Genomic DNA, 26,516 nt, shown 5'->3' with positions numbered 1-26,516 from the left:
GGTTTTTGCCCGTGTGACGCTGAATTAACCCCGTCGCCTGCCGATAACAAGACACGCTATACGCTTACTTGTTATCCAGGGAGTACGGGATGTCCGGTTTTCGCCAACGATTACGTAATATCACCATTAGTAAAAAACTCGCCATGGGCTTTGGCGTGGTGCTTTTGCTGGTGGCTATCGCTACCACGCTGAGCGTTCTGCGCTTTCGCGAAATACGCGATGTGTACGAAAAAACCAATCTTATTTACAACATCAACATTGAAGTCTTTCAGGCCAAAATTAACCGCCTGAAATATTTTTATAGCAGCGATGAAAAATCAGGCCAGGTGATGGCCGGTTACGTCGATCATGCGCTTCAGCTCACCGCCTCGGCACAGCATCTCGCGTGGACCCCCGCTGAAAAAACCGTTATTGATGATATGGCAGGTCATCTTGATGGCTTTAAAACCAGCGTTGCTGCGATGCAGAAATCAATGGCAAATTTAGTGGCGCTGAGGGATGCGCTTGATAAGGCTGGAACAGAGGATTTGCAGTCACGTTATGCAACGCTTATCCGCACACCGCTGGAAGATACCTCGCTTAGCTATCAGCTTTATGATGTGCTGTTTGCCATCGGTAACTTACGCGACCGCGCGCTGGCCCTGCGTTTTAGCGCCAGCGAAGATGCGCGTGATGCGCTGACGACACAATCGTCCACCACCCAAAGCGCGGTACAAACATTGATGCCGCTGCTGCCTTCTGAAGCACAAACGCAGCTTCAGTCGCTATGGGAAGAGAGCACCAGCTATCGTGACAACAGCCTGTACTACTATCAGGCGGTGCAGGATCTTAAAGTCACAGAAGACCAGGTAAAAACGGCGGGCGACCGCTCCAGTGCGGCGATCAAACAAATTATCGCCCTGGTGAAGGCACATAACGATAATCTGGCGAATACCTCATCGACGATTGCGGCGCTGGTTGGACTCATCGCTATTGTGCTCGGGATCGCCGTGTCATGGTGGGTAACGCGACAAATCACCCGCCCGGTGCGGGAGAATTTACAGCTGGCTGAGCGTATCGCCAGCGGGGATTTGAGCGCCAGCATTCAGGCCCGCAGTCAGGATGAGTTCGGTAAACTGACCGCCGCAATGGGCGTGATGAATGACAAACTGCGTTCGATGATTGGTGAGGTACGCCATAGCGTCACCCGGGTCACCAGTGCCGCCTCGGAAATCGCCGAGGGTAATACCGACCTCTCATCGCGAACCGAACAGCAGGCCGCCGCAGTAGTGCAGACCGCCGCCAGCATGGAGCAACTTACCGCCACGGTGAAAAATAACGCCGATAATGCCCGCCACGCCAGCCAGCTGGCGGCGGAAGCGTCGCAGACCGCCAGCCAGGGCGGCAATGTTATGCGTGATATGGTTTCGACCATGGGCGACATTAACACCAGCTCGCGTAAAATCGCCGATATTACTGCCGTCATTAATAGTATTGCGTTTCAGACCAATATCCTCGCTCTGACCGCCGCGGGGGATGCGGCGCGCGCGGGTGAGCAGGGGCGCGGCTTTGCGGTGGTCGCCAGCGAAGTGCGCAGCCTTTCGCAGCGCAGCTCCCAGGCGGCGAAAGATATTGAGCATCTTATTGCTGAGTCGGTATCGCGTATTGATACCGGCAGCAGTCTGGTGGTAAAAGCCGGGCAGACCATGGAGCAGGTGGTGCATTCCGTCACTCGCGTCAACGATATTATGGGCGAAATCTCTTCTGCATCAGAAGAACAGAGCCGGGGTATTGAGCAAATCGCCCGCGCGGTGTCGGAGCTGGACAGTACCACGCAGCAGAATGCCTCACTGGTCAATGCCTCGTCGCTGGCGGCGGGATCGCTGGAAGAGCAGGCGAGAGTGCTGGAAGAACTGGTGGCGGCCTTTCGTCTGGATGACAGCGCCCGCGTACAGCGCGCCAGACATCAGCCGGCATTAGTGACAGCCGGCAGTGAAGGAAACTGGACAACGTTTTAATATGATGCCCGGCGGCGCTCGCCGCCGGGAAAAACAGAATCAGAACTGCCAGGCAACCGACAATCCGACACCATAATTACGTCCCGGTGCTGGTTCGTAGTAGCGGCCATTGGATTCATTAACGATCACCGAGCCGACATATTCCCGGTCGAATAAATTATCCACCCGGCCAAAAATATCCATCATCCAGTGCCCGTAACTGAATTTATACCCGGTGTTCAGACCCACCACCGTCCACGACGGGGCTTGCGCGGTATTTTCATCATCGGCCATGATCCCGCTCATATAACGAATATCGCTACCAGCATACCAGCCGGTTTCCGGTTCATATCCCAGCGACGCAAAGCCCATATTGCGCGCGATACCCGGAATGCGATTACCATTACAGTCGTTCGCGCCGCAGGCGTTAGTACGATAGGTGGCATCAAGCCAGGTCCATGACGCTTTCGCGCGCCAGTTTTCCGCAAATTGCTGATCCAGCGACAGCTCCGCGCCCTGACGGCGGGTTTTGCCTGCATTTTTATAGCTGGTACGCCCGCCGCTGCTGGCATCGACCACAATTTCATCATCGGTATCGGTCTGGAAAAGAGCCGCGGTAATCAGTCCGTTACCAACGCGTGTTTTGCTGCCGATTTCCACCGTATCATTTGTAGACGGTTTAAGATTGAAATTCAGACCACTTTGATTATTGGAACGGTAAGATAGTTCGTTAATGGTCGGCGTTTCAAAGCCGCGTCCGGCAGAGAGGTACAGATTCCATGCGTCGGTCACCGCATATTTCAGGGAGCCTGCCGGTAGCCATTTATGATAGCTGGCGTCGCCGCTGTCATCGCCGTTGGCTGCGGTGATGTAATGATCGTTGGAATCAAACCACACTGAGCTGTAACGTACTCCCGCGTCCAGAGACAGCTTATCGGTCAACTGCCAGGTGCTTTGCAGATACGGGTCGAGGTTCCACATCAGGTTGCGTTCATCACGACGCAGTGCGCCTTTTTCCCCGTACTCCGGCGTTCCATTAACCATCACAAAGTTCTCATAACCCTTGCGATTTTCACTCATATTCTCGTAATCAAGGCCGGTGGTAAAGGTCACCGGAACCAGCAGTTCGCCCCGGTGCGTCCAGCGGGTATCAATGCCCTGATAATGACGATTGAGGCTAATAACACCGCCCGCATGATGCGGGTTAAGCTGGGGCGCGCGTGGAATGGACTGATATTGCGTAGTTTCCCGCTCACCCGCGTACATCATCACGCTGAGGTCGTCGTCGCTGCTAAGCTGGCGCTCATAGCGTAATCCGGCCTGGGTTTGTTTCGTGTCCTTGCGGGTATTGTACTGATCGCCACGTGGCGACTGGCGTGGATTATCGTGCCATTCCGCGCTGCTCAGGCCGCCCGGATCGTTGGCAGTGATATCAACGCTGTTCAGCAGCAGCGTCAGGGTGCTGACATCATCAATACGCACACCGAGTTTGGCATTGGCGAGGTTTTTACGCGCGCCGCTGTGGTCGCGATAGCCGTGGGTCGCAAATCGGCTGCTGGACACCGTGTAATTGACGTCGCCCGCCTGAGTACCGTCACCCGTGGCACCCGTGGCTTTCAGACCGTAGCGCCAGCTACCGAAACTGCCGTAATAACTGCTGGCTTCAATGGTAGCGGGTTGTTCACCGGTCTGCGTAGTGACATTCATTACCCCGCCGGAGGAGTTGCCGTACAGCGCCGAGAAGGGGCCGCGCAGGACGTCCACGCTCTCAACGCTATTGATATCAATATTGGACGTCTGCCCCTGACCGTCCGGCATGGTTGCCGGAATGCCATCAACGTACAGCCGCAGGCCGCGCACACCGTAGGTAGAGCGTGAACCAAAACCCCGTATCGACAGTTGCAGATCCTGCGCGTAGTTCTGCCGGTTCTGTACCTGCAATCCCGGTACCGCCCCCAGCGATTCAGAAAGATTAATACGCGGTTCAGCGTGACGCATCTCCTCCCCGTTCACCACGCTGACGGCAGCAGGGGTGTCCAGTTCCGAAACGGTGTGCGGCGTCGCTGTCACGATCAGGGTCTGATCGTCGGCGGCGAAGGACGGAGCGGGCAGGGCGAGAACGGGTAATATCAGCGCCGGAAGTGCGGCCTGACGGGCGATCGGGATTTTCATTAACGGACTCTTACTGGCAGATCAAAGTGAAAAAACGCCGTTATGTTAAAGCTTTTGTAAATAATTGAAAATCAAAACGGCACATTACGTTAAATGCAAGTATAGGAAGTAAATGAGCTTTTGCCGGAAAGGTGGAAAATTAACGCTCCACATTCAACTGAATAATGATTATTATTCTCATCTAAACCGAGGCGAAACCATGAGTTTGCCCGAGGAAGCCTGTGAAGCGGTACTAACATTGCTCATCAAAGGGAGTCGTTATGTCTTTACGTCAACTGTCTGCGCCACGTCTGCGCCATTCCATTCTGTTCACGTCTCTGCTACTGGCCGGGACATTTAATGCTCACGCTGCCGAAGAAATGTTGCGTAAAGCAGTAGGTAAGGGGGCTTATGAAATGGCCATCAGCCCGCAGGACAATGCGCTGTGGGTGGCTACCGTACAGAGCCGCAAGAACGATAAGGGCGGCGTTATCTACCGTCTTGATCCGGCCACGCTGGAAGTGACCCAGGCGATTCACAACGATCTCAAACCCTTTGGCGCGGCGATCGATAATCAAACCGGTACGCTGTGGTTCGGCAACACGACTAACGGTGCGGTTACGGCAGTCGATGCCAAAACCGGCGAGGTGAAAGGGCGTCTGGTGCTGGACGCGCGCAAACGCACCGAGACCGTACGTCCGCTGCAGCCGCGTGAGCTGACCGTGGATGAAAAAACCAATACGGTGTATATCACCGGGCTGGGTAAAGAGAGCGTGGTGTGGGTGGTGGATGGCAAAACGCTGAAGCTAAAAACCACCATCACCAATACCGGCGCGATGGGTACCGGCCTGGCGCTGGACAGCGAAGCGAAACGGCTTTACGTGACCAATGCTGATGGCGAGCTGATCACCATCGACACCGCCACCAACAAGATCCTGACGCGCAAAACGCTGCTGGAGGATGGTAAGGAGCACATGTTCCTTAATCTGAGTCTGGATGTAAAAGGGCATCGCGCTTTTATTACCGATTCCAAACAGCCGCAGGTGCTGGTGGTCGATACTCGTGATGGCAAGGTAATCGAAAAAATTGCTGCCCCGGAGTCGCTGGCGGTGTTGTTCAACCCTGCGCGTAATGAAGCGTATGTTACCCACCGCAAGGCGGGTAAAGTCAGCGTTGTGGACACGAAAAGTTATAAAGTGGTGAAAACCTTTGACACGCCGACCTTCCCCAACAGCCTGGCGCTGTCCGCCGATGGTCAGACGCTGTACGTGACCGTCAAGCAAGAGTCCACTCGCGAGAAAGAAGCCACCCAGCCGGATGAGGTGATCCGTATTACTCTGTAACGGCAAGCATTGTCCCTCTGATGCCCGATGGCGCTGTGCTTATCGGGCCTACGTACAGTGTGATACTGGTTAGTATTCCGGGTTTTGTAGGCCGGGCAAGGAGCCGCCCGGCAGAAAAGGTACGTGAGAATGTTGTCCCTCTGGTGCCCGATGGCGCTGCGCTTATCGGGCCTACATACAGTGTGATACTGGTTAGTATTCCGGGTTTTGTAGGCCGGGCAAGGCGCAGACGCCGCCCGGCAGAAAAGGTAAGTGAGAATGTTGTCCCTCTGATGCCCGATGGCGCTGCGCTTATCGGGCCTACATACAGTGTGATACTGGTTAGTATTCCGGGTTTTGTAGGCCGGGCAAGGCGCAGACGCCGCCCGGCAGAAAAGGTAAGTGAGAATGTTGTCCCTCTGATGCCCGATGGCGCTGCGCTTATCGGGCCTACATACAGTGTGATACTGGTTAGTATTCCGGGTTTTGTAGGCCGGGCAAGGCGCAGACGCCGCCCGGCAGAAAAGGTAAGTGAGAATGTTGTCCCTCTGATGCCCGATGGCGCTGCGCTTATCGGGCCTACATACAGTGTGATACTGGTTAGTATTCCGGGTTTTGTAGGCCGGGCAAGGCGCAGACGCCGCCCGGCAGAGAAGGTACGTGGGACCGTTGTCCCTCTGATGCCCGATGGCGCTGCGCTTATCGGGCCTACGTACAGTGTGATACTGGTTAGTATTCCGGGTTTTGTAGGCCGGGCAAGGAGCCGCCCGGCAGAAAAGGTAGGTGAGAATGTTGTCCCTCTGATGCCCGATGGCGCTGCGCTTATCGGGCCTACAATAGGGGGACTGGTTACTCACCCGGCGCGAGGCTATGAATAGCCTGCACGCGCTTACGCACGCCAAACCATCCTGCCACAAGCAGCACGGCAATCAGCGGAATCGACCCGATGGTGTACGTCCCATTCGGATAATCAAACGCCATCAGCACCAACACGCTCAGCAGAAACAGCAGCGTCAGCCATGAGGTGAACGGTGCGCCAGGCATTTTAAAGCCGACGTCTGGCGTTTTCCCTTCTTTGATTGCTTTACGCAGGCGCATCTGGCAAACCACGATGAATACCCACGAGGCAATAATGCCCAGCGAGGCGACATTGAGCACAATCTCAAACACCTGCGAGGGCACCAGATAGTTGAGGAAAACGCCAATAACGTAGATAAACAACGTAGCCAGAATACCGGCATACGGTACATGCTGGCGGCTCATTTTCGACATAAACTTCGGCGCAGAACCGCCCATCGACATCGAGCGTAAAATACGCCCGGTGCAGTACAAACCGGAGTTCAGGCTGGAGAGCGCCGCCGTCAACACCACGATATTCATAATGCTGCCGATGTACGGCACGCCCAGCTTCGAGAAAAAGGTGACGAACGGGCTTTGCCCCGCCTGATAGGCATTCCATGGCAACAGCAGCACCAGCAGAACCACCGATCCTACGTAAAACAAACCAATACGCCAGATCACGCTATTAATGGCTTTGGGCACCATCGTCTGCGGATCTTTGCATTCGCCTGCCGCAGTCCCCACCAGTTCAATGGAGGCAAATGCAAAGACCACGCCCTGCACCAGCACCAATGCAGGCAGCAAACCGTGCGGAAAAAAGCCGCCGTTATCGGTAATGAGATGAAAGCCGGTGGCTCCTCCGTCCAGGGGCTTGCCGCTGCCGAGGAATACTGTTCCAACCACCAGAAAAACCACAATCGCCAGCACCTTAATCAGTGCAAACCAGAACTCCATCTCGGCGAACCACTTCACGCCAATCATGTTCATGGTGCCGACAATCGCCAGCGCGCCAAGGGCAAATACCCACTGCGGCACGTCACCAAACGCGCCCCAGTAATGCATATACAGCGCCACGGCAGTGATATCGACAATGCCGGTCATCGCCCAGTTAACGAAATACATCCAGCCCGCCACATAAGCGGCTTTTTCACCGAGAAATTCGCGCGCATAGGAGACAAAGCTACCGCTGGACGGGCGGTGTAACACCAGTTCGCCCAGTGCACGCAGTATAAAGAAAGAGAAGATGCCGCAGACCAGATAGACGATAGCCAGTGAAGGCCCGGCCATTTGTAGTCGGGCTCCGGCCCCTAAAAACAACCCGGTACCGATTGCGCCACCGATCGCAATCATCTGTACCTGACGGTTGCCCATCGCTTTGTGGTATCCCTCTTCGTGCGAGTTTAACCACCGGCGTTTTGCAGCATGCTGTTCCGCCGTGGTAGGACGTGTTGTGTTCATGTGTTTTCCTGTTTTACCTGTCTAAATCGTGCAAGGATATGCTGATGCCTGAGTAAGGCATGCCGTCCGCGCTTTCTCATTATTCTGATGTAGAGATAAGTGGGGAGGGGGCGAAGCATCCTACACTTATCAGAAGGATGCCGTAAAGTCAGTCAGCCGCCAAAAACGGCAATCGCCTGTTGCAGGCGGGAGGTTCGACGCGTCAAGGCTTCTGCTGCTCCGGAGACTTTCTCCACCATCAACGCGTTGTCCTGCGTCATCCCACCAATGCGTGATAGCGAATCATTAATCAGGTTAAGGGCCAGCATTTGCTCCTCAGTGGCATGACCCATTTCGGTAATGCGCGAAGACATATGGATCACACTCTCAATCATGCCGGAAAGATGGGTTTCGGTTTGCTCTACCATGGTGACACCGCGGTGGACGTTGGTGACATTTTTTTCTATTAACGTCTTAATTTCCTTCGCGGCAGACGCAGAATGCTGCGCCAGGTGGCGGACTTCTGCTGCGACCACAGCAAATCCACGCCCCGCATCTCCTGCCCGTGCCGCTTCGACTGCGGCATTCAATGCCAGAATATTGGTTTGAAAAGCGATACTGTCGATGAGCGAGATGATGTCGACAATCTGATGGTTATCGCGAGCAATTGTCTGCATCATCTCCAGCGTTTGTTTCATCACAACGCCATTTTCGGTTGCGCTATGGCTGGTGCGTTGCGCCATCGTCATCGTTTCTTTTGCCGTTGCGGCAGTTTGCTCAACGGCGCTGGAGATTTCCTCAACCGCCGCCGCCGTATGCTGCAGGTGAGCCGCGGTTTCTTCTGAGCGACGATGCAGGGCGGCTCCCTGTTCAGTTACCCGCAGGCTAATATCATGAATGCCGGTAATTTGGGTACTTACATCGTCAACTAAAGAATGAAGATTAAGTCCTGATTGATTAACCAGACGCATCATCATGCCAATGTCGTCAATGCGATCAAAATGAAAATAATCGGTTTTACGCCCGGCGACGATTCGCTGCATCTGGCTGACAATTTTTTTTAGCGGCTGGCTTAGTTGATGCTTAAGGTAAATCGCGAGAATAAAAAACGGCAGGATCAGCAGCGCAGATCTGAAGACTGTATTTAAAGGAATATTTATTATTGCCAGCGAAAAAAAAGCAGCCGCAAACAGAGCAAGGTTAATTCTGACGGAGACGCTTAGCCGCTTATATAAAGAGAATATGGCGAGAGCCCCACGGCGAATGAGTACGCCTTTATAGAAGCGAAAACCGTTTAACTGATGTTGCTTGAGTTGTTGATAACATCTGGCGCTGGCATCAATCTCTGCGCGCGAGGGCACGTTGCGCACCGAAATATAGCCGGTCATCTGGTCATTGTGCCAGACGGGGGTCACATTAGCACGGACCCAATAGTGATCGCCATTTTGCCGCCTGTTTTTCACCAGTCCCGTCCAGCTTTCGCCCTGCTGAATAGTAAACCACATATCGGCAAACGCCTCGGCCGGCATGTCAGGATGGCGAATAATATTATGGGGCTGGCCAATCAGTTGCGCATCTTCAAATCCGCTGGCATTAATGAAGGCAGAGTTGGCGTAGGTAAGATAGCTATTGCGATCTGTTGTCGACATCAGGGTCGCGTCTTTATTAAGTAAATACTCATTTTGTGTAACAAACATGTTACTCTTCATTGATAATTCCCTAATGAATGATTCGGCTACTGCCCATTCTTAGCGAGGGCATTCTCGATTCTGCGGCGTTAATAGCATTGCGCATTCTGTACTAAACGATTATCGACCGAAAGTGGCAGTAGTTAATTATTTTTTGTGGCTTAACTTTGTGATTGTAATAAATATGCAACGAACCTGAAGCCTGTATTAAATATACAGCGCGACGTCGCGACTTAAATAAAATAAAGGCTGAAAAAGCATGATACGCCCGGCGCTTGCGGCATTAATTAATAATTTTTTAACATTCCAAACCGCAGGACAGGTAAGCGGGGCTACCATCTTTACCGGGGAAGAGGTCAAATTGACGTCATGATCGGGTCTTATCAACGCAAAAAAGCGCTGTTCCGGAGAGTTCGGTTCCGGAACAGCGTGGCGAAAGGTCGCCATATCAGGATCAGGCAGCGGAAGGCGTTAAGGTAATACGGTCTAATGGGCCGACAATAAACAGATAGGAGATCAGGCCAATCAGTCCCATTGAGCCAACGTATAAAATGGCATAGTCAAAAGAGTGAGTATTGGCGATGATCACGCCAATCACCAGGGGTGTGACGATACTTGCCATATTGCCGCACATATTAAATACGCCGCCCGCAATCCCCAGCACCTCTTTAGGTGAGGTATCGCTGAGCACGCACCAGCCGAGATTGCCAAAGCCCTTGGCAAAGAATGCCAGGCTCATAGCGGCAATGACTACCACTTCTGAAGAGGTGTAGTTTGCAATCACAATTACGCAGGAAAGCAGCATGCCGCAAATCACCGGGAATTTACGTGCGGTGGTTAAGCTGTAGCCTTTCTTGAGCAGCCAGTCGGAGAAAACACCACCGAGCAGGCCGCCGATAAACCCTGCGATTGCCGGGATACTGGCGACAAAACCAACTTTCAGAATCGACATCCCTTTGGCTTCATACAGGTAAGTTGGAAACCAGGTCAGGAAGAACCAGGTAATGGAGGTCACGCAAAACTGGCCGATATACACACCAATCATCATCCGGTTAACGCAGACGCTTTTAATTTGCGCTAGGGTAAGTTTTGGCTGGTCTTTTTTTGTCCCCAGCGTCGGTTCGCCGCCGCCATCGCGAATATAGTCCATCTCCTGTTGGTTGATTTTTGGATGATGTAGAGGATCTCTGACTTTGATCAGCCAGAATATACCAAGTACCACACCGATAGCACCGATATAATAAAAGACATAATGCCAGCTCAGATTATGCAAAATAATTGTCATCAGCGGCGTAATGATCCCCAAAGAGATATATTGCGCGGCCTGATAGACCGAAGTAACAAATCCACGCTCTTTATTCGGAAACCATTGCACGCTCAGGCGGCTGTTGGCGGGAAAGGCAGGTGCTTCGATGGCCCCCATCATCAGGCGCAGGATCACCAGTACCATTAGCGGGCTGGCAAATAAAAAAATGGTCCCCTGAAACATGGTGATCAATGACCAGGCAATCAGCGCGGTGCCGTAGACCAGCCGTGAGCCGTATTTATCCAGCAGCCAGCCGCCGGGAATCTGCATAATAACGTAGGAAATCCCAAACACTGAAAACGCGAGTCCTAAATCCTCAGCATCAAAACCTAATTCTTTACTCATAATCGGCGCAACAACAGAAAGGGTGGCGCGATCGGCATAATTAAATACGGTGGCCAGAAATAAAAATAATAATATACCGTAACGCACGTTGCTGCGTTTAATAAGTGTTGTCATTACCAACTCCTTAACAGGGTTGAGTTTTATTTTGTAGGGTAGAGGCGGGAAGGGTATTCCCGCACAGATAGATTAAGGACGTTTGCCAAACTCGCAGGTCAGTTGTGTCCAGCGACGTGCCTGTTCACTCAGCGTGAAGCCCAGGCCATGTCGCTCAGAGATCCACATCCGGCCGTCGCGCAGTTCCAGTTGCTCGTTGAACAGCGGATTCAGCCACTCAAAATGCTCCAGCCACGGCTCCAGTGGGTAGGCGGCGGAAAGATGTAGATGGACTTCCATCGCAAAGTGCGGAGCCAGTTTACGCCCGTGTTTAGCGGCCAGATCCATAATTTTGAGGAAGGGTGAAATGCCCCCCACACGTGGCGCGTCAGGCTGTACGAAATCGCTGGCGTTGCCGAGGATTAATTGTTCATGCTCGCGGAAGCTGGTGAGCATCTCGCCGGTAGCAATCGGCGTATCCAGCGCGGCTGCCAGTTGAGCGTGACCTTCAACGTCGTAAGCATCGAGCGGTTCTTCAATCCAGATTAGGTTAAACTGCTCCATTTTCCGGCCCATGCGGATGGCCGTTTCGCGGTCCCACTGTTGGTTAGCATCAACCATCAGGGGGAAGTCATCTCCAAGCGCTTCACGTACTGCGGTCAGACGACGAATATCTTCCGCCGTATTGGGCTGTCCCACCTTAATTTTGATGCCGCCGATGCCGTTTTCCTGTGAAATCACCACATTTTTCAGTACCTGATCCAGTGGAGTATGCAAGAAACCGCCGGAGGTGTTGTAGCACTGGACGGAGTCACGGTGAGCGCCAAGCAGTTTCGCCAGCGGCAGTCCGGCGCGTTTCGCTTTCATGTCCCAGAGTGCAATATCAATGGGGGAGATGGCCTGAACCGCCATTCCGCTGCGGCCCACCGACGCGCCAGCCCACAGCAGTTTGGTGTAAATTTTGTCGATGTCGTTGGGATCTTCACCCAGCAGGTTATCGGCAATTTCTTTGGCATGCGCATAAATTCCCTGGCCGCCTGCACGTTTTGAATAGCTAAAGCCGACCCCTTCAAATCCGTCGCGGCTGCGGATTTCTGCAATGATGATAGCGACTTCGGTTAAGGGTTTCTGGCGGCCGGTAAGCACTTTTGCGTCGCTGACCGGGGTCGCCAGTGGCAGGAAAGCCAGTGAGAGTTTTACCCATTCAATACGATCGCCGGTTTCAGCAGCGGTTTTTACGCCCGAAACACGGGCATAGGAAACGGCGTCAGAATTAGCACTTGTCGTCATGATTTTCTCCTGATGAATTAAAATGTTTGCGCTAACATTTCCATCTTTAACCATTGTTGGTTGCCACTATTGTGAGGTAATTTTGTACAGTCGATCACAAAGATGCTCATGATAATCGCTATTTTCCCTGAAGAGATCACATTCCTGGCTTCTTTGTGAGTATGCACAACTTAAAATGATAGCGATAACATTTTCAAAAAAGAGAAATACCTAACAAGTTGATTTATGGCTGAAAACCAGGCGGCGTATGGCAATGAGACGGTGCATCATGAATAATGTCATAAACACCCTAACCATCCTTAAAAGGGCTTTGTCGTGAAAAGTTCGAAACCAACCCGCGCACCTACGCTGGATGACGTGGCCCGTACGGCAGGATTATCCTCAATGACGGTGAGCCGGGCGCTGAATACGCCGCAACTGGTTCGTCCAAAAACGGTTGAGAAGGTCATGCAGGCGGTGCGGGTTACTGGCTATATTCCCAATGCGCTGGCAGGCGGCCTGGCCTCACGGCGGAGCAGGCTGATTGCGGTGGTGGTACCACAGATCAATAACAATATGTTTGTCGATACTATTCAGACGCTCAGCGATGAGCTGGCGTTGCGCGGGTATCACATGCTGTTATGCGTGGCAGGTTATACCCAGCAAACAGAATCAGAGCTGGTCGCCACACTGTTATCGCGCCGTCCGGATGGCGTGGTGCTCACCGGAATCCATCATTCTCCGGCGCTTAAGAAAATCATTCTTAACGCCGCCATTCCGGTTGTGGAGATTTGGGACCTGACGCCGACGCCGCTGGATATGCTGGTGGGTTTTTCCCATGAGAAAATTGGTATGGCAACCGGTGAGTTTTTGCTGCGTAAAGGCTACCGCCGGGCAGGGTTATTATGGACGGCCGACCGCCGTGCGGCCCAGCGAAAGCAGGGACTGTGCGAGGTACTAAGTCGCCATGGTATTGGTGAACCGGGGCAGGTAGATGTTCCGCTACCCGCTTCACTGGCGCTGGGGCGTAGCGGACTTGCACAGCTTCTGACACAGGAGAACTATGACGTTATCGTTTGTAGCTCGGATACGCTTGCACAGGGCGCTATTATGGAAGCAGAGAGCCGTGGCATGATCGTACCGCGCGATCTGGCGGTCATCGGGTTTGGCGATCTGGATTTTGCCGCCAGTAATCGACCGGCTATCACTACCGTTAGTATCGACAGGCGGGACATTGGCTGTCGGGCGGCAACGCTGCTGGCTGACCGTATTGAGGGGGTTGAACGTGACGAAAGCATTATTGATATCGGTTTTCACCTGATTGAACGTGAGTCGGCGTAATGACAAATCGCCCGGCGATTTTTATGCTAGTGTGAGCGTCTGTTCACAAAGGAGAAGACCATGCCGCACATTGATATCAAATGCTTTCCCCGCGATCTTAACGATGAGCAAAAATCAGCGCTGGCCGCTGACATTACGCAGGTTATTGTCCGCCATCTGCAAAGTAAAGAAGGCTCCGTTTCTGTTGCGCTTCAGCAAGTTGCCCAGGAGAAGTGGCAGCAGGTATGGGATAGTGAAATTGCGCCCCATATGGACGAGTTGATTAAAAAACCAGGCTACACAATGTGACCGTTTTGCCCGGTGGCGCAGTGCTTACCGGGCCCGGGTGTGACGATCACCTCTGCTTTTTCTGGCCGCTTTTGCCTTAGCGCCACTTTACGATTGACGTTATTACTCCACACATCAAACCGCCACAAAACTGTCATTTCCCGGTCATGCACCGCCTCTATAGTCACCGCCAGATAAAGTCCCAAAGAGGATAACAATATGCTGGCTCCCCTGTGTTTCTCACAGGTGAGTGCGACCCGTCGGGTGTTGACCGTCGGTGATGACACGCCTCCTGTCATGGGAGGGCGTTGATGCACGCATTCACCTCACTTTCGCTGCAAGGCGTCTCATTCGCCTTCGGCAATCAAACCGTACTACACCAGATTGATCTTCATGTCGATGCGGGCAGTATCGTGGCACTGCTTGGCCCTTCCGGCTGCGGTAAAAGTACGCTTCTGCGCCTGTTGGCCGGGCTGGCGCAGCCCGGCGGCGGGGAGATCTTTTTTGGCGAACACCGCGTGGCAATGCGCGGGTGGTCATTACCCCCGGAAGCACGGGATATTGGCATGGTCTTTCAGGATTATGCCTTGTGGCCACATATGACGGTGGCGCAGAACGTCGCGTTCCCCCTCAGGATGCGTCGGGTAGCGCGTGCTGAACGTGCGCGCCGCGTTATGCTGGCGCTTGAGCGTGTGGGACTTGCCCCTTTTGCCGATCGTAAACCATCCGGGCTGTCCGGCGGTCAGCAACAGCGGGTGGCACTGGCGCGGGCCATCGTTGCCGAACCGCGCGTGTTGCTGTTTGACGAACCGCTTTCCAACCTTGACAGCGAACTGCGCGAATCGCTGTGCCTTGAAATTCGCCAGCTCTTACGTCAGCTCGGGACCACGGCTATCTATGTCACTCATGATCGCCATGAAGCCGAAATGCTGGCCGACCGCATTGTGTATCTTTCTGGCGGCGGTATCGCCGCTATTCGTTCTGTTACTTCAGCCTCAGGGGAACCCGTATGACATCCAGTCTGTTCATCAACAAAGGAGTTGCTGTCGCTATTATGTTGTCATCTGCCATGATATCCAGCGCTCATGCGCTGACGGTGTACACCGCCGGTCCCGGAACGCTCGCAAAAAATCTTGCCAGCGGTTATGAAAAGAAAACGGGTGTGAAAGTGAATGTTTTCCAGGCAACGACCGGAAAAGTAATGGCCAGACTGGAAGCCGAACAGGCAAATCCGCAGGCCGATGTGCTTATTTCTGCCTCGTGGGATACGGCGGAAGATTTGCATCATCGCGGCTGGTTACTGCCTTATCAAAGTGCTAATGCAGCGAACGTTCCGGCAAATTTAAAATCATCGGATTTTGTTGCTCAGGGCGTGTCGGCGCTGGCTATCGTCTGGAATAGCAAGAGCGGTACACCGGAGCCCAAAGAATGGCAGGACCTCACTCGTGCGGATTTTAAGGATAACGTCACGACTCCGGACCCGGCACTATCCGGAGCATCGCTGGATCTGCTGATTGGCCTGCAAAATGGGATGGGTGAGAAATCCTGGGACTTATTCAGCGCGTTGAAAAAGAACGGTATGGTAGTCAGTGGACCCAATGCGCAGGCGGTGACGCCGGTGATGCAGGGAGCGAAAGCGGCAGTTTTTGGCGCGGTGGACTACGTTTCATACGGTAATATCAGCCAGGGGGAATCGCTGAAAGTGATTTTCCCGACCAGCGGGACGGTGATTGCCCCGCGGCCGATGATGATCCTCAAAACCACGCAGCAAGCTAAAGAGGCGAAAGAGTTTATTGATTATGTTCTTTCACCTGAAGGTCAGGCGCTGGTGGCTGATGCCTGGCTGATGCCAGCACGTAGTGATGTTAACGCAAAACGCCCATTGCTGGATGAACTGAAAATCCTGCCCACGACCAGTGATGGAAGCAGTGAGCGCAGCAGTGTGCTGTCCCGCTTTAATAAACTCTTTGCGCAATAACGTTATCGGCACAGGCGACTTTGCCTGCAGGACAGACTTGTGAAACAAAAATTCATTCCGGCCTTTACGCTGGCGATGTTATTGGTGCTGGTTGCCTTACCGCTGCTGTTTATTATTTTGCAGGCTATCTTTCCGCATTTTAGCGCCGGTTCGTGGCAGGATGCCTTTGCCGGCGTTTCACCGCTGCTTCGCGATCCGCAACTGCCGGCGATGCTTGGCGGAACGCTGACTATCGCGGCAAGTGTGGCGTTGCTGAGCGCACTGATTGGCCTGCCGCTGGGGGTGGTACGCGGATTATTCAGGTTGCCACTGGCAAAACTGTGGGACACATTATTTTTGATCCCGTTCCTGACCCCGCCCTATATTGCCGCACTTTCATGGACGCTGGTGTTGCAGACCCAGGGGTATCTTCAGCAATTGACCGGCGTTAATTTGAATGATTTGCTGTTCAGTCGCAGCGGCATTGTGCTGGTGATGACCCTGAATATCTTCCCGGTGGTTTACTTTGCCGTTTCACGCAGCCTGCTGGCCAGCGGCCAGCGGCTCGCACTGGTGGCCAGGGTGCATGGGGCCACCGCAGGACGGGCATTCTGGCATATCACTCTGCCGATGGTGTCGCCGGCGCTGGCGGCGGGGATGCTGCTGGCCTTTACGCTGGCGATTGAAGAATATGGCGTTCCCGCCGCGCTCGGATCGCGGGCGGGAGTGGTAATGCTGACGGTAGGGATTGAAAAAAAGCTGGCGGACTGGCCTATTGATCTGCCAGGGGCGTCACTATTGTCGCTGGTATTAATCATCGTCGCGCTGGGAGGCTGGTGGTTACAGCGACGACTGGTAGGCGAGAAAGAGGTTACCAGTATCACCGGTAAGCCGGGTGAAAATCACGGTGCCGGGGCGGGAATTCTGCTGCTGCCGGCTATACTGGTGATGAGCATGGTGGCCCTGCTGGCAACCGGATTGCCTGTGCTATCAATGGCATTAACGGGGATTATGTCTACGTTATCGGGTGGCGTGTCGTGGCATAACGTGACGTTGTCACATTATGCAGCATTGTTTAGTCAACAGGGCGATGCGCTTTCCGCGCTGGGAACCAGTCTGTCGCTGGCCTTTTGCGCCGCGCTGGTTACGGGCACGATCGGGCTGCTGGCCGCATGGCTGGTGGTGGTGCAGAAAATAAAAGGGCGCGGAATAATTGACGCGCTGTCGCTAATGCCCGCTGCACTTCCCGGTGTTGTGGTTGGCGTGGGACTGATCCTGCTGTGGAACCGATCGTTCTGGCCGGTATCACCCTATAATACCTGGGCAATATTATTACTTTCCTATTGCTGTCTGCTTTTACCCTGGCCGGTACGTTATGTCAGCAGCGCACTGCGCCAGCTTGGAGGTAATCTTGAACCGGCGGCGCGCGTTCATGGAGCTTCGGCTCTGCAGGCGCTGCGTTTAATTGTCCTGCCGCTGGTTTCGCCAGCCATGTTGGCTGCCATGCTGATGGTATTTGCTATTGCGTCGCGTGAACTGGTGACGTCGTTACTGCTTGCTCCCGCGGGGACGCAAACCGTCGCCGTTTTTATCTGGCGTCAGTTTGAGCAGGGTTCCCCAGGACAAGGCATGGCGATGGCAACGCTGACGCTGCTCTGCGGGCTGATGCTAATGCTGGGTGCGCTGGCCATCGTGCAACGAGGTGAGCGTCGGTAGCGATCGCACAAATTCTCAACTGCGATTGAAAATCCAGGGTATAACAAATAAAACCCTTTACTGGAGCCTGTGATGACCCCATTTTTGCGCGCGTATCTTTCCCGAATGGGCATTGAGCAATTGCCAGATATAAGTATCGCCACGCTACGAATGTTACATTTACAGCACAACTGTACTTTTCCATTCGAAAACCTGGATGTCCTGCTGCCGCGAGAAATACTGCTGGACGAGCAGTCTTTGCAAGACAAACTTATCACCGCGCGGCGTGGTGGCTATTGCTTCGAACAGAACGGGTTATTTGAGCGTGCGCTGAAAGACGTGGGATTCGACGTTCGTAGCCTGTTGGGGCGAGTCATTCTGGCCAATCCACCGCAGATGCCGCCGCGTACACATCGGCTGCTGTTGGTGACGCTTAACGGGGAGCCGTGGATCGCCGATGTGGGTTTTGGCAGCCAGACGCTGACTGCGCCAATTCGTCTGCTGGCCGATGAGGAGCAAAGTACACCCCACGGCCGCTATCGTCTACAGCAGGAAGGGAACGACTGGATTTTACAGTTTTGCCACCATGAGCGCTGGCAGTCAATGTATCGTTTCGATTTAACGAAGCAGTATCTGGCGGATTTTATGATGGGTAATTTTTGGTCGGCCCACTGGCCACAATCACATTTTCTCCATCATTTATTGATGTGTCGTCATTTACCTGATGGCGGCAAACTTACCCTGACCAATTTTCATTTTACTCACTGGCAGCATGAACACGCGCTTGAACAATTGACATTAGCTGATGTGCCGGCGCTGTATGACATCTTGCAAAAACGTTTTGGATTAGGGGTAACCGATCACCGCTATGGTTTTTCTCAGCACGCCCTGGCCGCTGTCATGGCCGGATTTGATACGCATCCGCAGGCGGGAAAATAACGTTATTTCCCCACCGAAAAGCGTGGGGAATAAAGCCGTGTTAGTCAGAGAAGCCCTTTTTGGGCAAAGGTAATGCGGGTAGCGTCATTGAGATCCAGCTGTTTTAACTTTTCAGCGGGCACCCAGATAATCTCCTGAAATTCTTCATTAAACGTTATTTCCCGGTTCATGCTGGTGCAGTCGAAGATAAGGTAAATCATGTAAATCTCTTCATGGGTGCCATCTGCATAGCGCTTGACGCGTATATCATCACGGAACGCCCATGGCTTTATTTCCGTAATTATTAACGCGTCACCCAGTTCTTCACGGATCTCCCGGCGAAGCGCGGCTTCCATCGTTTCGCCAGGTTCCATTCCACCACCGGGTAGCGCCCACTGGCCGGGAAAAACACCGCGATCGGATGCCATTTTACACAGCAGGTATTTCCCTTCGTTTTGAATGACAGGGCAGGTAATAATTCTCTGGCGCATGTTATCTCCGTAACAGATTATTCCATGGTAAAGACAACGTTAAAAATACACCTGTACAAAATAAATGCCATACCCGCGTCTTGCGTTAGCCCAGCTCAAGTCTGATCAACCGTGTCAGATGGCTTTCAAAAGCCGGTTCATCAAGGCTTGCCATACCGAGTACGTAGAGGCCGTCCAGGCCGCAGACCAAAGAAATTAGTCGCCAGGCAATATTTTCCGCACTGTCGGAAAGGGTAAATTCTCCCGCTTCACAGCCCTGACGGATGATTTTCACCGTTTCTTCATGCCACATTTCCATGGACAGCGTATAGGCACCTTTAATGTCATCATCTTTCGCTGCAAGGATCTGCGCTTCACGCCACAGACGGATATGATTTTCAAATCGACCGTCATTACTGCCGAGCATGGAATGCAACTGTTCGTGCCAGCTGGCATCCTGATCCAGCACATCTATGTCAAGTAATGCGCGAATAGTGCGGATAAACGCCTGTGATTTTAATTCCGCACCGGAGGTGAAATGATGATGCACCTGACCGGTCGCCACACCTGCTTCGCAGGCGATCCTCCGTACAGTCATGGCGGCGAATCCTTCATTCAGCGCCACCCGCATTGCCGCCTGCAATATGTGCTCACGGCGTTGTTCACGACTTAAATAGCTCATGATTTATTCCAGCCTTACTGTGGTTGAAAAGAGGATACCAAAAAAACTGGACAAGTGTTCAACTTTCCGTAGGATCGGCGAGGTTGGACATCTGTCCAGTTTCAAAGTTGAGGATAGTTTTATGTCTCGTCAGTGGCTGACATTAGTCGTTATCGTCCTGGTTTACATTCCGGTGGCTATCGATGCCACGGTGCTGCATGTTGCTGCGCCGACGTTAAGCGTGACGCTGGGCGCGAGCGGTAACCAATTGCTGTGGATCATTGATATTTATTCGCTGGTGATGGCTGGGCTGGTTTTACCAATGGGCGCGCTGGGCGATCGGATAGGGTATAAGCGCCTGTTGATGCTTGGTAGCGCCTTATTTGGTATCGCCTCACTTCTGGCTGCATTTGCTCATAGTGCCGAATGGCTGATTATGACGCGTGTGCTGCTGGCTGGCGGAGCAGCAATGATACTTCCGGCGACCCTTGCCGGCATTCGCCTGACTTTTACGCAGGTTCGCGAGCGTAATATTGCGCTCGGCATCTGGACCGCTGTCGGCTCGGGAGGCGCTGCCTTCGGTCCACTTATCGGCGGAATGGTACTGGCGCAGTTTCACTGGAGTGCGATATTCCTGATCAACGTGCCGATTATTCTGGCGGTGCTGTTGCTGGGCGCATACCTGTTGCCGCGTCAGCCGGGACGGGCTGAACAGCCGCTGAATCTTCCACACGCGTTGCTGCTGATTAGCGCGATCCTGCTGCTGGTGTATGGCATTAAAACCGGAATGAAAGGACAACTTGCCGGCGGTCTCGTGCTGATGATTTTAGGGGCTGGTGCCGGGTTATTAGCTATTTTTATACGTCTTCAGTTAAGGACGGCGCAGCCAATGATCGATCTGCGGCTGTTTACTCACCGCATTATTGTCAGCGGGGTGGTGATGGCGATGACCGCGATGATTGCGCTGGTGGGATTTGAGCTGCTGATGGCGCAGGAGCTTCAGTTTGTCCACGGTATGACGCCATTTGCCGCCGGGCTGTTCATGCTGCCGGTGATGGTGGCGAGTGGCTTTAGTGGACCGGTGGCGGGCATCCTGGTTTCGCGTCTGGGGCTGCGCTGTGTGGCGACCGGGGGCATGGCACTCAGCGCGCTCAGTTTTCTCGGACTGTCAATGACCAGTTTCAGCGCCCAGCCCGTACAGGCAGGATGCCTGATGGCGTTACTGGGGTTTAGCGCCGCCAGTGCCTTGCTGGCCTCGACGGCCGCTATTATGGCGGCCGCGCCGCAAGAAAAGGCCGCGGCGGCAGGGGCCATTGAAACGATGGCCTATGAACTCGGTGCCGGGCTGGGCATTGCGCTGTTTGGCGTGATCCTCAGCCGCAGCTATGCAGACTCCATTAGCCTGCCCGCCGGACTGACGACAGCGCAGGCCGGGCAGGCAACCTCATCTATCGCTGAGGCGGTGCAGCTTTCCGCGACGCTGGATGACGGGATCGCCAGCAGTGTGATTGCTGCCGCCAGGCAGGCGTTTATCACCTCACACAGCGTGGCGCTCAGTGCTGCCGGCGGGATGCTGCTCCTGCTGGCCGCTGCCATCTGGTTTGGTCTGGCAAACCCCCATCGCCAGAAATAACCCTTTTGTTCCCGGGCGTGGAATGACTGTTCAGTCCATTACTTCCTAAGGATTAATCAAATTCGCCCGTCGCGACTATTAAGGGGGCACCGGCTGGCAGAATTGATTTGACGCAAAAAAATCAGCGGGTTTGCTGTTAGTTTCCGTGCCGCACGACATTTCAGAATAATGAGGAATGCAATGGACGTCAGTCGCAGAAAATTTTTTAAAATCTGCGCGGGCGGTATGGCCGGGACGACGGCGGCAGTGCTGGGATTTGCTCCCACCACAGCGCTGGCTCAGGCGCGCGATTATAAATTATTGCGCGCAAAAGAGATCCGTAACACCTGCACATATTGCTCCGTGGGATGTGGGCTGTTGATGTATAGCCTGGGTGATGGCGCTATGAATGCCAAAGAAGCGCTATACCATATTGAAGGTGATCCGGATCATCCGGTTAGCCGTGGCGCATTGTGCCCGAAAGGCGCGGGTTTGCTGGACTATGTTCATAGTCAAAACCGTCTGCGCTATCCGCAGTACCGTGCGCCAGGCTCAGACAAATGGCAACGTATTAGCTGGGATGACGCCTTTGAACGCATCGCCCGGCTGATGAAAGCGGATCGTGACGCCCATTTTATTGAGAAAAACGAAGACGGCGTCACGGTCAATCGCTGGCTGACCACTGGCATGTTATGCGCTTCGGCCGCCAGTAACGAAACCGGCATGCTGACACAAAAATTCGTTCGCTCGCTGGGAATGCTGGCGGTAGATAACCAGGCGCGCGTCTGACACGGACCAACGGTAGCAAGTCTTGCTCCAACATTTGGTCGCGGTGCGATGACCAACCACTGGGTTGATATCAAAAATGCTAATGTCGTGATGGTGATGGGCGGTAACGCCGCCGAAGCCCATCCGGTGGGATTCCGCTGGGCGATGGAAGCAAAAAACAATAACGACGCGCTGCTGATCGTGGTCGATCCGCGCTTTACGCGTACCGCCTCGGTGGCGGATATCTATGCGCCTATTCGCTCCGGTACGGACATTACATTCCTCTCCGGCGTACTGCTGTATCTGATCCAAAATCAAAAGATTAATGCTGATTACGTGAAGCATTACACCAATGCCAGCCTGTTGGTACGCGATGATTTCCATTTTGATGACGGTCTGTTTAGCGGTTACGACGCAAAAACGCGCCAGTACGATAAATCCTCCTGGCACTATCAGTTTGATGAACAGGGTTATGCCCGGCGCGATGACACTCTGAGCCATCCACGCTGCGTCTGGAATTTACTTAAACGACACGTCTCGCGCTATACGCCTGACGTCGTGGAGAATATTTGCGGCACGCCAAAAGCAGATTTCCTTAAAGTCTGTGAGGCTCTGGCATCGACCAGTGCGGCAAACCGTACCACCACCTTTTTGTATGCGTTGGGCTGGACGCAGCATACCGTCGGCGCGCAGAACATCCGTACCATGGCGATGATCCAGTTATTGCTGGGAAACATGGGGATGGCGGGCGGCGGGGTTAATGCGCTGCGCGGGCACTCTAATATTCAGGGGTTAACTGACTTAGGGCTGCTGTCTACCAGCCTGCCGGGTTATCTGACGCTGCCATCGGAAAAACAAACCGATCTGCAAACGTACCTGACGGCCAGCACACCCAAAGCAACCCTGCCGGATCAGGTGAACTACTGGAGTAACTATCCGAAGTTTTTCGTCAGCCTGATGAAATCGTTTTATGGTGAGGCGGCGCAGCGGGAGAACGACTGGGGTTTTGACTGGCTGCCGAAATGGGACCAGTCATACGACGTCATCAAGTATTTCAACATGATGAGCAAAGGCAACGTCACTGGATACATTTGCCAGGGTTTTAATCCGGTGGCGTCATTCCCGGATAAAAACAAGGTAGTGCAGTCGCTCAGCAAGTTGAAGTTCATGATCGTCATCGATCCGCTGGTGACCGAGACGTCAACCTTCTGGCAAAACCACGGCGAGATGAATGATGTGGAGACGGCATCTATTCAGACCGAAGTGTTCCGTCTGCCGTCTACATGCTTTGCTGAAGAGGATGGCTCAATCGCCAACTCCGGACGTTGGCTGCAATGGCACTGGAAAGGGCAGGATGCGCCAGGCGAGGCGTTAAATGACGGCGAGATCCTGGCCGGTATTTACCACCGCCTGCGTGAACTGTACCGCCGCGAAGGCGGTGCTGGCGCAGAGCCATTATTGAAAATGTCATGGGAGTATAAACAGCCGCATCGCCCGGAATCTGAAGAAGTGGCGAAAGAGAATAACGGCGTGGCGCTGGCCGATTTAGTTGATGCCAGCGGTGCGCTGGTGGCGAAGAAAGGGCAATTACTCAATAGCTTTGCCTTGCTGCGCGACGACGGTACCACAGCGTCTTCCTGCTGGATCTACAGCGGTAGCTGGACAGAACAGGGCAACCAGATGGCGAATCGTGATAATGCCGATCCGTCCGGGTTGGGGAATACGCTCGGCTGGGCCTGGGCGTGGCCGCTCAACCGCCGCGTGCTCTATAACCGCGCCTCGGCAGATATTAACGGCAAACCCTGGGACCCGAAACGGATGCTGATTGAATGGAACGGTAGCAAATGGAGCGGTAACGATATTCCCGATTTCACTACCGCGCCACCGGGTAGCCGCACCGGACCATTTATTATGCAGCCGGAAGGTCTGGGACGACTATTTGCGCTTGATAAGCTGGCTGAAGGGCCGTTCCCGGAACATTACGAGCCGATGGAAACGCCGCTCGGCACTAATCCGCTGCATCCAAATGTGGTGTCCAGCCCGGTCGTACGCCTGTATGACGAGGATGCGCGGCGTCTGGGTAAGAAAGACCGTTTTCCGTACGTCGGCACCACCTATCGTCTGACCGAGCATTTTCATACCTGGACCAAGCATGCGCGACTGAACGCCATCGCGCAGCCGCAGCAGTTCGTGGAGATAAGCGAAGGGCTGGCGGCAGCGAAAGGCATTGTTAATGGCGATCGCGTTACGGTGAGCAGCCAGCGCGGGTTTATTCGCGCGGTAGCAGTGGTGACTCGCCGTCTGCAAACGTTGCAGGTGAATGGTCAGCAGGTGGAAACCATTGGTATTCCGCTGCACTGGGGCTTTGAAGGGGTGGCGCAGAAGGGCTACATCGCCAATACGCTCACGCCGAATGTTGGCGATGCGAACTCGCAGACGCCGGAATATAAGGCGTTTTTAGTCAATATCGAGAAGGCGTAGGGAGCGAAAAATGGCACTGGAAACACAAGACATTATTAAACGCTCTGCTACCAATCCAGTGACGCCGCCTCCGCAGGTGCGCGATCACAAGCTGGAAGTGGCCAAGCTCATCGATGTTTCTTCCTGTGTGGGCTGTAAGGCCTGCCAGGTGGCCTGTTCAGAGTGGAATGACATCCGCGATGAGGTGGGGCACTGCGTGGGGGTTTACGATAATCCGGCCGATCTGAGCGCCAAATCTTGGACGGTGATGCGTTTTAGCGAAACCGAAGAGAATGGCCGGCTGGAGTGGCTTATCCGCAAAGATGGCTGCATGCACTGTGAAGATCCGGGCTGTCTTAAAGCCTGTCCCTCTGCCGGGGCGATTATTCAGTATGCCAACGGGATTGTCGATTTTCAGTCGGAGCATTGTATTGGCTGCGGTTACTGCATTGCCGGTTGCCCATTCAACGTGCCGCGTCTGAATAAAGAGGATAATCGTGTCTATAAATGCACCCTGTGCGTGGATCGGGTGAGCATCGGGCAGGAGCCTGCCTGCGTCAAAACCTGTCCTACCGGCGCTATTCATTTTGGCAGCAAGCAGGAAATGCTGGAGGTGGCCGAACAGCGCGTGAATAAGTTAAAAGCGCGTGGTTATCAGCATGCAGGCGTCTATAACCCACAGGGCGTCGGGGGGACCCACGTGATGTACGTTCTTCATCACGCTGACAGGCCGCAACTCTATCACGAACTCCCGCAAGATCCGCATATAGATCCCGCTGTGACGCTATGGAAGGGCGTGCTGAAGCCGCTCTCCGCTCTGGGCTTCGTCGCCACCTTTGCCGGACTGATTTATCACTATATCGGCATCGGTCCGAACAAAGAGGTCGATGACGAGGAGAAAGAGCATGAGTAATTCCAGAATGATTGTGCGCACCAAATTTATCGATCGTGCCTGTCACTGGACGGTAGTGATCTGCTTTTTTCTGGTGGCGCTCTCGGGGATTTCGTTTTTCTTCCCCACGCTCCAGTGGCTGACGGAGACCTTTGGTACACCGCAGATGGGACGCATCCTGCATCCTTTTTTCGGGGTCGCGATTTTCATTGCATTGATGTTTATGTTTGCGCGCTTTGTACACCATAACATTCCGGACAAGCAGGATATTCCGTGGTTGAAAGGGATCGTTGAGGTGCTTAAGGGCAACGAGCATAAGGTCGCCAGAGTAGGGAAGTACAATGCCGGGCAAAAAATGATGTTCTGGACCATCATGAGCATGACGTTCGTGCTACTGGTGACGGGGGTTATAATCTGGCGTCCATGGTTTGCCCATTACTTTCCGGTGCAGGTGATCCGCTATGGTCTGCTGCTGCATGCTACTTCAGCGATTATTTTGATCCACGCCATTCTGATCCATATGTATATGGCGTTCTGGGTCAAAGGCTCAATTAAAGGCATGATAGAGGGGAAGGTCAGCCGACGCTGGGCGAAGAAGCACCACCCGCGCTGGTATCGGGACGTTGAACGGCAGGAAGCGAAGAAAGAAAGCACCGAAGGGCTGTGATATCTCATGCCCCGCAGAGGGAACGGCGGGGCGTAAGATCAATTGACTGGCGATGGTACGTGTGGCAGAAACACCGCCTTTAGTTACAACATACACTTAGTTAATATAAAAACTATCTGAAACACCAGCGATAAACTCAACGCGTCTGGCAGCATAACATGGCCACCTCTGCGCAAAGCGCAAACAAAAACGCCATCTTCACAGAAGATGGCGTCGTTTATCCTGCTCAGAAAGCGGAGTTACTCGCTACGGCGCTTACGCCCGGTCGCATGCGTATGGGTGACTGGCGTGACATTATCGCCTTCAATGACCACTTTCTTCTGGTTAGATACTCGATAATCGAGTCCAAGGATATGGCGTGCCTGACGGTTCGATTTCATT

Annotated in this window: 21 protein-coding genes; 12 read left to right on the top strand and 9 right to left on the bottom strand. The window is 53.6% G+C overall.

The genetic code is table 11. The features are described from left to right. Positions 1 to 89: 89 nt before the first annotated feature. Complete coding sequence (locus CHU32_RS02295; RefSeq protein WP_103750773.1) at positions 90 to 1,997, top strand: methyl-accepting chemotaxis protein; 1,908 nt, start codon at positions 90 to 92, stop codon at positions 1,995 to 1,997. Between the two features lie 39 nt (positions 1,998 to 2,036). Here the strand turns inward: CHU32_RS02295 and pqqU are convergent, their stop codons facing one another. Beyond that, positions 2,037 to 4,148, bottom strand: coding sequence for a TonB-dependent receptor PqqU (gene pqqU, locus CHU32_RS02290; RefSeq protein WP_103676394.1), 2,112 nt, complete (start codon positions 4,146 to 4,148; stop codon positions 2,037 to 2,039). 260 nt (positions 4,149 to 4,408) lie between these two features. Between pqqU and yncE the strand changes: the two genes are divergently transcribed. Continuing rightward, positions 4,409 to 5,470, top strand: a complete 1,062-nt coding sequence (gene yncE / locus CHU32_RS02285; protein ID WP_103676393.1) for a 7-bladed beta-propeller protein YncE — start codon at positions 4,409 to 4,411, stop codon at positions 5,468 to 5,470. Between the two features lie 828 nt (positions 5,471 to 6,298). On the opposite strand, the gene ansP is transcribed toward yncE, so the two are convergent. The 4 genes from ansP to CHU32_RS02255 all read right to left on the bottom strand — a co-directional run bounded on the left by ansP (position 6,299) and on the right by CHU32_RS02255 (position 12,448). Beyond that, positions 6,299 to 7,747 carry an L-asparagine permease gene (gene ansP / locus CHU32_RS02275; protein ID WP_103678612.1) on the bottom strand — a complete coding sequence of 483 codons (1,449 nt, stop codon included), beginning with the start codon at positions 7,745 to 7,747 and terminating at the stop codon, positions 6,299 to 6,301. 152 nt (positions 7,748 to 7,899) lie between these two features. Beyond that, on the bottom strand, positions 7,900 to 9,435 hold the full coding sequence (locus tag CHU32_RS02270) for a methyl-accepting chemotaxis protein (RefSeq protein WP_103678611.1): 1,536 nt from the start codon (positions 9,433 to 9,435) through the stop codon (positions 7,900 to 7,902). A 433-nt stretch (positions 9,436 to 9,868) separates the two neighbouring features. After that, on the bottom strand, positions 9,869 to 11,179 hold the full coding sequence (locus tag CHU32_RS02260) for an MFS transporter (RefSeq protein WP_103678609.1): 1,311 nt from the start codon (positions 11,177 to 11,179) through the stop codon (positions 9,869 to 9,871). Positions 11,180 to 11,251: 72 nt separating this feature from the next. Next, positions 11,252 to 12,448: an L-talarate/galactarate dehydratase gene (locus CHU32_RS02255; protein WP_103678615.1), complete on the bottom strand. Its 1,197-nt coding sequence runs from the start codon at positions 12,446 to 12,448 to the stop codon at positions 11,252 to 11,254. A gap of 315 nt (positions 12,449 to 12,763) precedes the next feature. Here CHU32_RS02255 and CHU32_RS02250 point away from each other — a divergent pair, with 315 nt between their 5' ends. After that, on the top strand, positions 12,764 to 13,768 hold the full coding sequence (locus CHU32_RS02250; protein WP_103678608.1) for a LacI family DNA-binding transcriptional regulator: 1,005 nt from the start codon (positions 12,764 to 12,766) through the stop codon (positions 13,766 to 13,768). A 60-nt stretch (positions 13,769 to 13,828) separates the two neighbouring features. Continuing rightward, positions 13,829 to 14,056, top strand: a complete 228-nt coding sequence (pptA, locus tag CHU32_RS02245; RefSeq protein ID WP_103678607.1) for a tautomerase PptA — start codon at positions 13,829 to 13,831, stop codon at positions 14,054 to 14,056. On the opposite strand, the gene CHU32_RS27985 is transcribed toward pptA, so the two are convergent. Then, the gene (locus CHU32_RS27985; RefSeq protein ID WP_133159292.1) at positions 14,044 to 14,322 is read right to left on the bottom strand and encodes a hypothetical protein; all 279 of its coding nucleotides are present in this window, start codon (positions 14,320 to 14,322) and stop codon (positions 14,044 to 14,046) included. The genes pptA and CHU32_RS27985 overlap by 13 nt on opposite strands. Positions 14,323 to 14,346: 24 nt before the next feature. Here CHU32_RS27985 and CHU32_RS02240 point away from each other — a divergent pair, with 24 nt between their 5' ends. The 4 genes from CHU32_RS02240 (at position 14,347) to nhoA (ending at position 18,626) form a co-directional block, all read left to right on the top strand. Further along, positions 14,347 to 15,048: an ABC transporter ATP-binding protein gene (locus CHU32_RS02240; protein ID WP_103678606.1), complete on the top strand. Its 702-nt coding sequence runs from the start codon at positions 14,347 to 14,349 to the stop codon at positions 15,046 to 15,048. Next, on the top strand, positions 15,045 to 16,013 hold the full coding sequence (locus tag CHU32_RS02235) for an ABC transporter substrate-binding protein (RefSeq protein WP_103750771.1): 969 nt from the start codon (positions 15,045 to 15,047) through the stop codon (positions 16,011 to 16,013). Before CHU32_RS02240 ends, CHU32_RS02235 begins: the two co-directional genes overlap by 4 nt. 75 nt (positions 16,014 to 16,088) lie before the next feature. Next, positions 16,089 to 17,708, top strand: a complete 1,620-nt coding sequence (locus CHU32_RS02230) for an ABC transporter permease (protein ID WP_425444878.1) — start codon at positions 16,089 to 16,091, stop codon at positions 17,706 to 17,708. 72 nt (positions 17,709 to 17,780) lie between these two features. Beyond that, positions 17,781 to 18,626, top strand: a complete 846-nt coding sequence (gene nhoA, locus CHU32_RS02225; protein WP_103678603.1) for an N-hydroxyarylamine O-acetyltransferase — start codon at positions 17,781 to 17,783, stop codon at positions 18,624 to 18,626. 44 nt (positions 18,627 to 18,670) lie between these two features. On the opposite strand, the gene nudI is transcribed toward nhoA, so the two are convergent. Together nudI and CHU32_RS02215 are read right to left on the bottom strand one after the other, a co-directional pair. Beyond that, positions 18,671 to 19,096: a nucleoside triphosphatase NudI gene (nudI, locus tag CHU32_RS02220; protein ID WP_103678602.1), complete on the bottom strand. Its 426-nt coding sequence runs from the start codon at positions 19,094 to 19,096 to the stop codon at positions 18,671 to 18,673. Between the two features lie 85 nt (positions 19,097 to 19,181). Continuing rightward, the gene (locus CHU32_RS02215; RefSeq protein WP_103678601.1) at positions 19,182 to 19,757 is read right to left on the bottom strand and encodes a TetR family transcriptional regulator; all 576 of its coding nucleotides are present in this window, start codon (positions 19,755 to 19,757) and stop codon (positions 19,182 to 19,184) included. Between the two features lie 121 nt (positions 19,758 to 19,878). On the opposite strand from CHU32_RS02215, the gene CHU32_RS02210 reads away from it, so the two are divergent. The 4 genes from CHU32_RS02210 to fdnI all read left to right on the top strand — a co-directional run bounded on the left by CHU32_RS02210 (position 19,879) and on the right by fdnI (position 26,135). Then, on the top strand, positions 19,879 to 21,369 hold the full coding sequence (locus tag CHU32_RS02210; protein WP_103678600.1) for a SmvA family efflux MFS transporter: 1,491 nt from the start codon (positions 19,879 to 19,881) through the stop codon (positions 21,367 to 21,369). Positions 21,370 to 21,549: 180 nt separating this feature from the next. Further along, positions 21,550 to 24,597: a formate dehydrogenase-N subunit alpha gene (gene fdnG / locus CHU32_RS02205; protein ID WP_103678599.1), complete on the top strand. Its 3,048-nt coding sequence runs from the start codon at positions 21,550 to 21,552 to the stop codon at positions 24,595 to 24,597. A 10-nt stretch (positions 24,598 to 24,607) separates the two neighbouring features. Continuing rightward, the gene (gene fdxH, locus CHU32_RS02200) at positions 24,608 to 25,489 is read left to right on the top strand and encodes a formate dehydrogenase subunit beta (protein ID WP_103678598.1); all 882 of its coding nucleotides are present in this window, start codon (positions 24,608 to 24,610) and stop codon (positions 25,487 to 25,489) included. Further along, positions 25,482 to 26,135 (top strand): formate dehydrogenase-N subunit gamma, encoded by a 654-nt coding sequence (fdnI, locus tag CHU32_RS02195; protein ID WP_103678597.1) that lies wholly within the window; start codon positions 25,482 to 25,484, stop codon positions 26,133 to 26,135. The genes fdxH and fdnI overlap by 8 nt, the downstream gene beginning before the upstream one ends. A 239-nt stretch (positions 26,136 to 26,374) precedes the next feature. On the opposite strand, the gene sra is transcribed toward fdnI, so the two are convergent. Continuing rightward, on the bottom strand, positions 26,375 to 26,515 hold the full coding sequence (gene sra, locus CHU32_RS02190) for a stationary-phase-induced ribosome-associated protein (RefSeq protein ID WP_103678596.1): 141 nt from the start codon (positions 26,513 to 26,515) through the stop codon (positions 26,375 to 26,377). Between the last annotated feature and the right edge of the window lies 1 nt (position 26,516).

It is taken from the genome of Superficieibacter electus (assembly GCF_002915575.1).
GTDB classification, from domain to species: Bacteria; Pseudomonadota; Gammaproteobacteria; order Enterobacterales; family Enterobacteriaceae; genus Superficieibacter; species Superficieibacter electus.
Note: the sequence above shows the minus strand (reverse complement) of the source record. Positions and strands in the feature narration are given on the sequence as shown.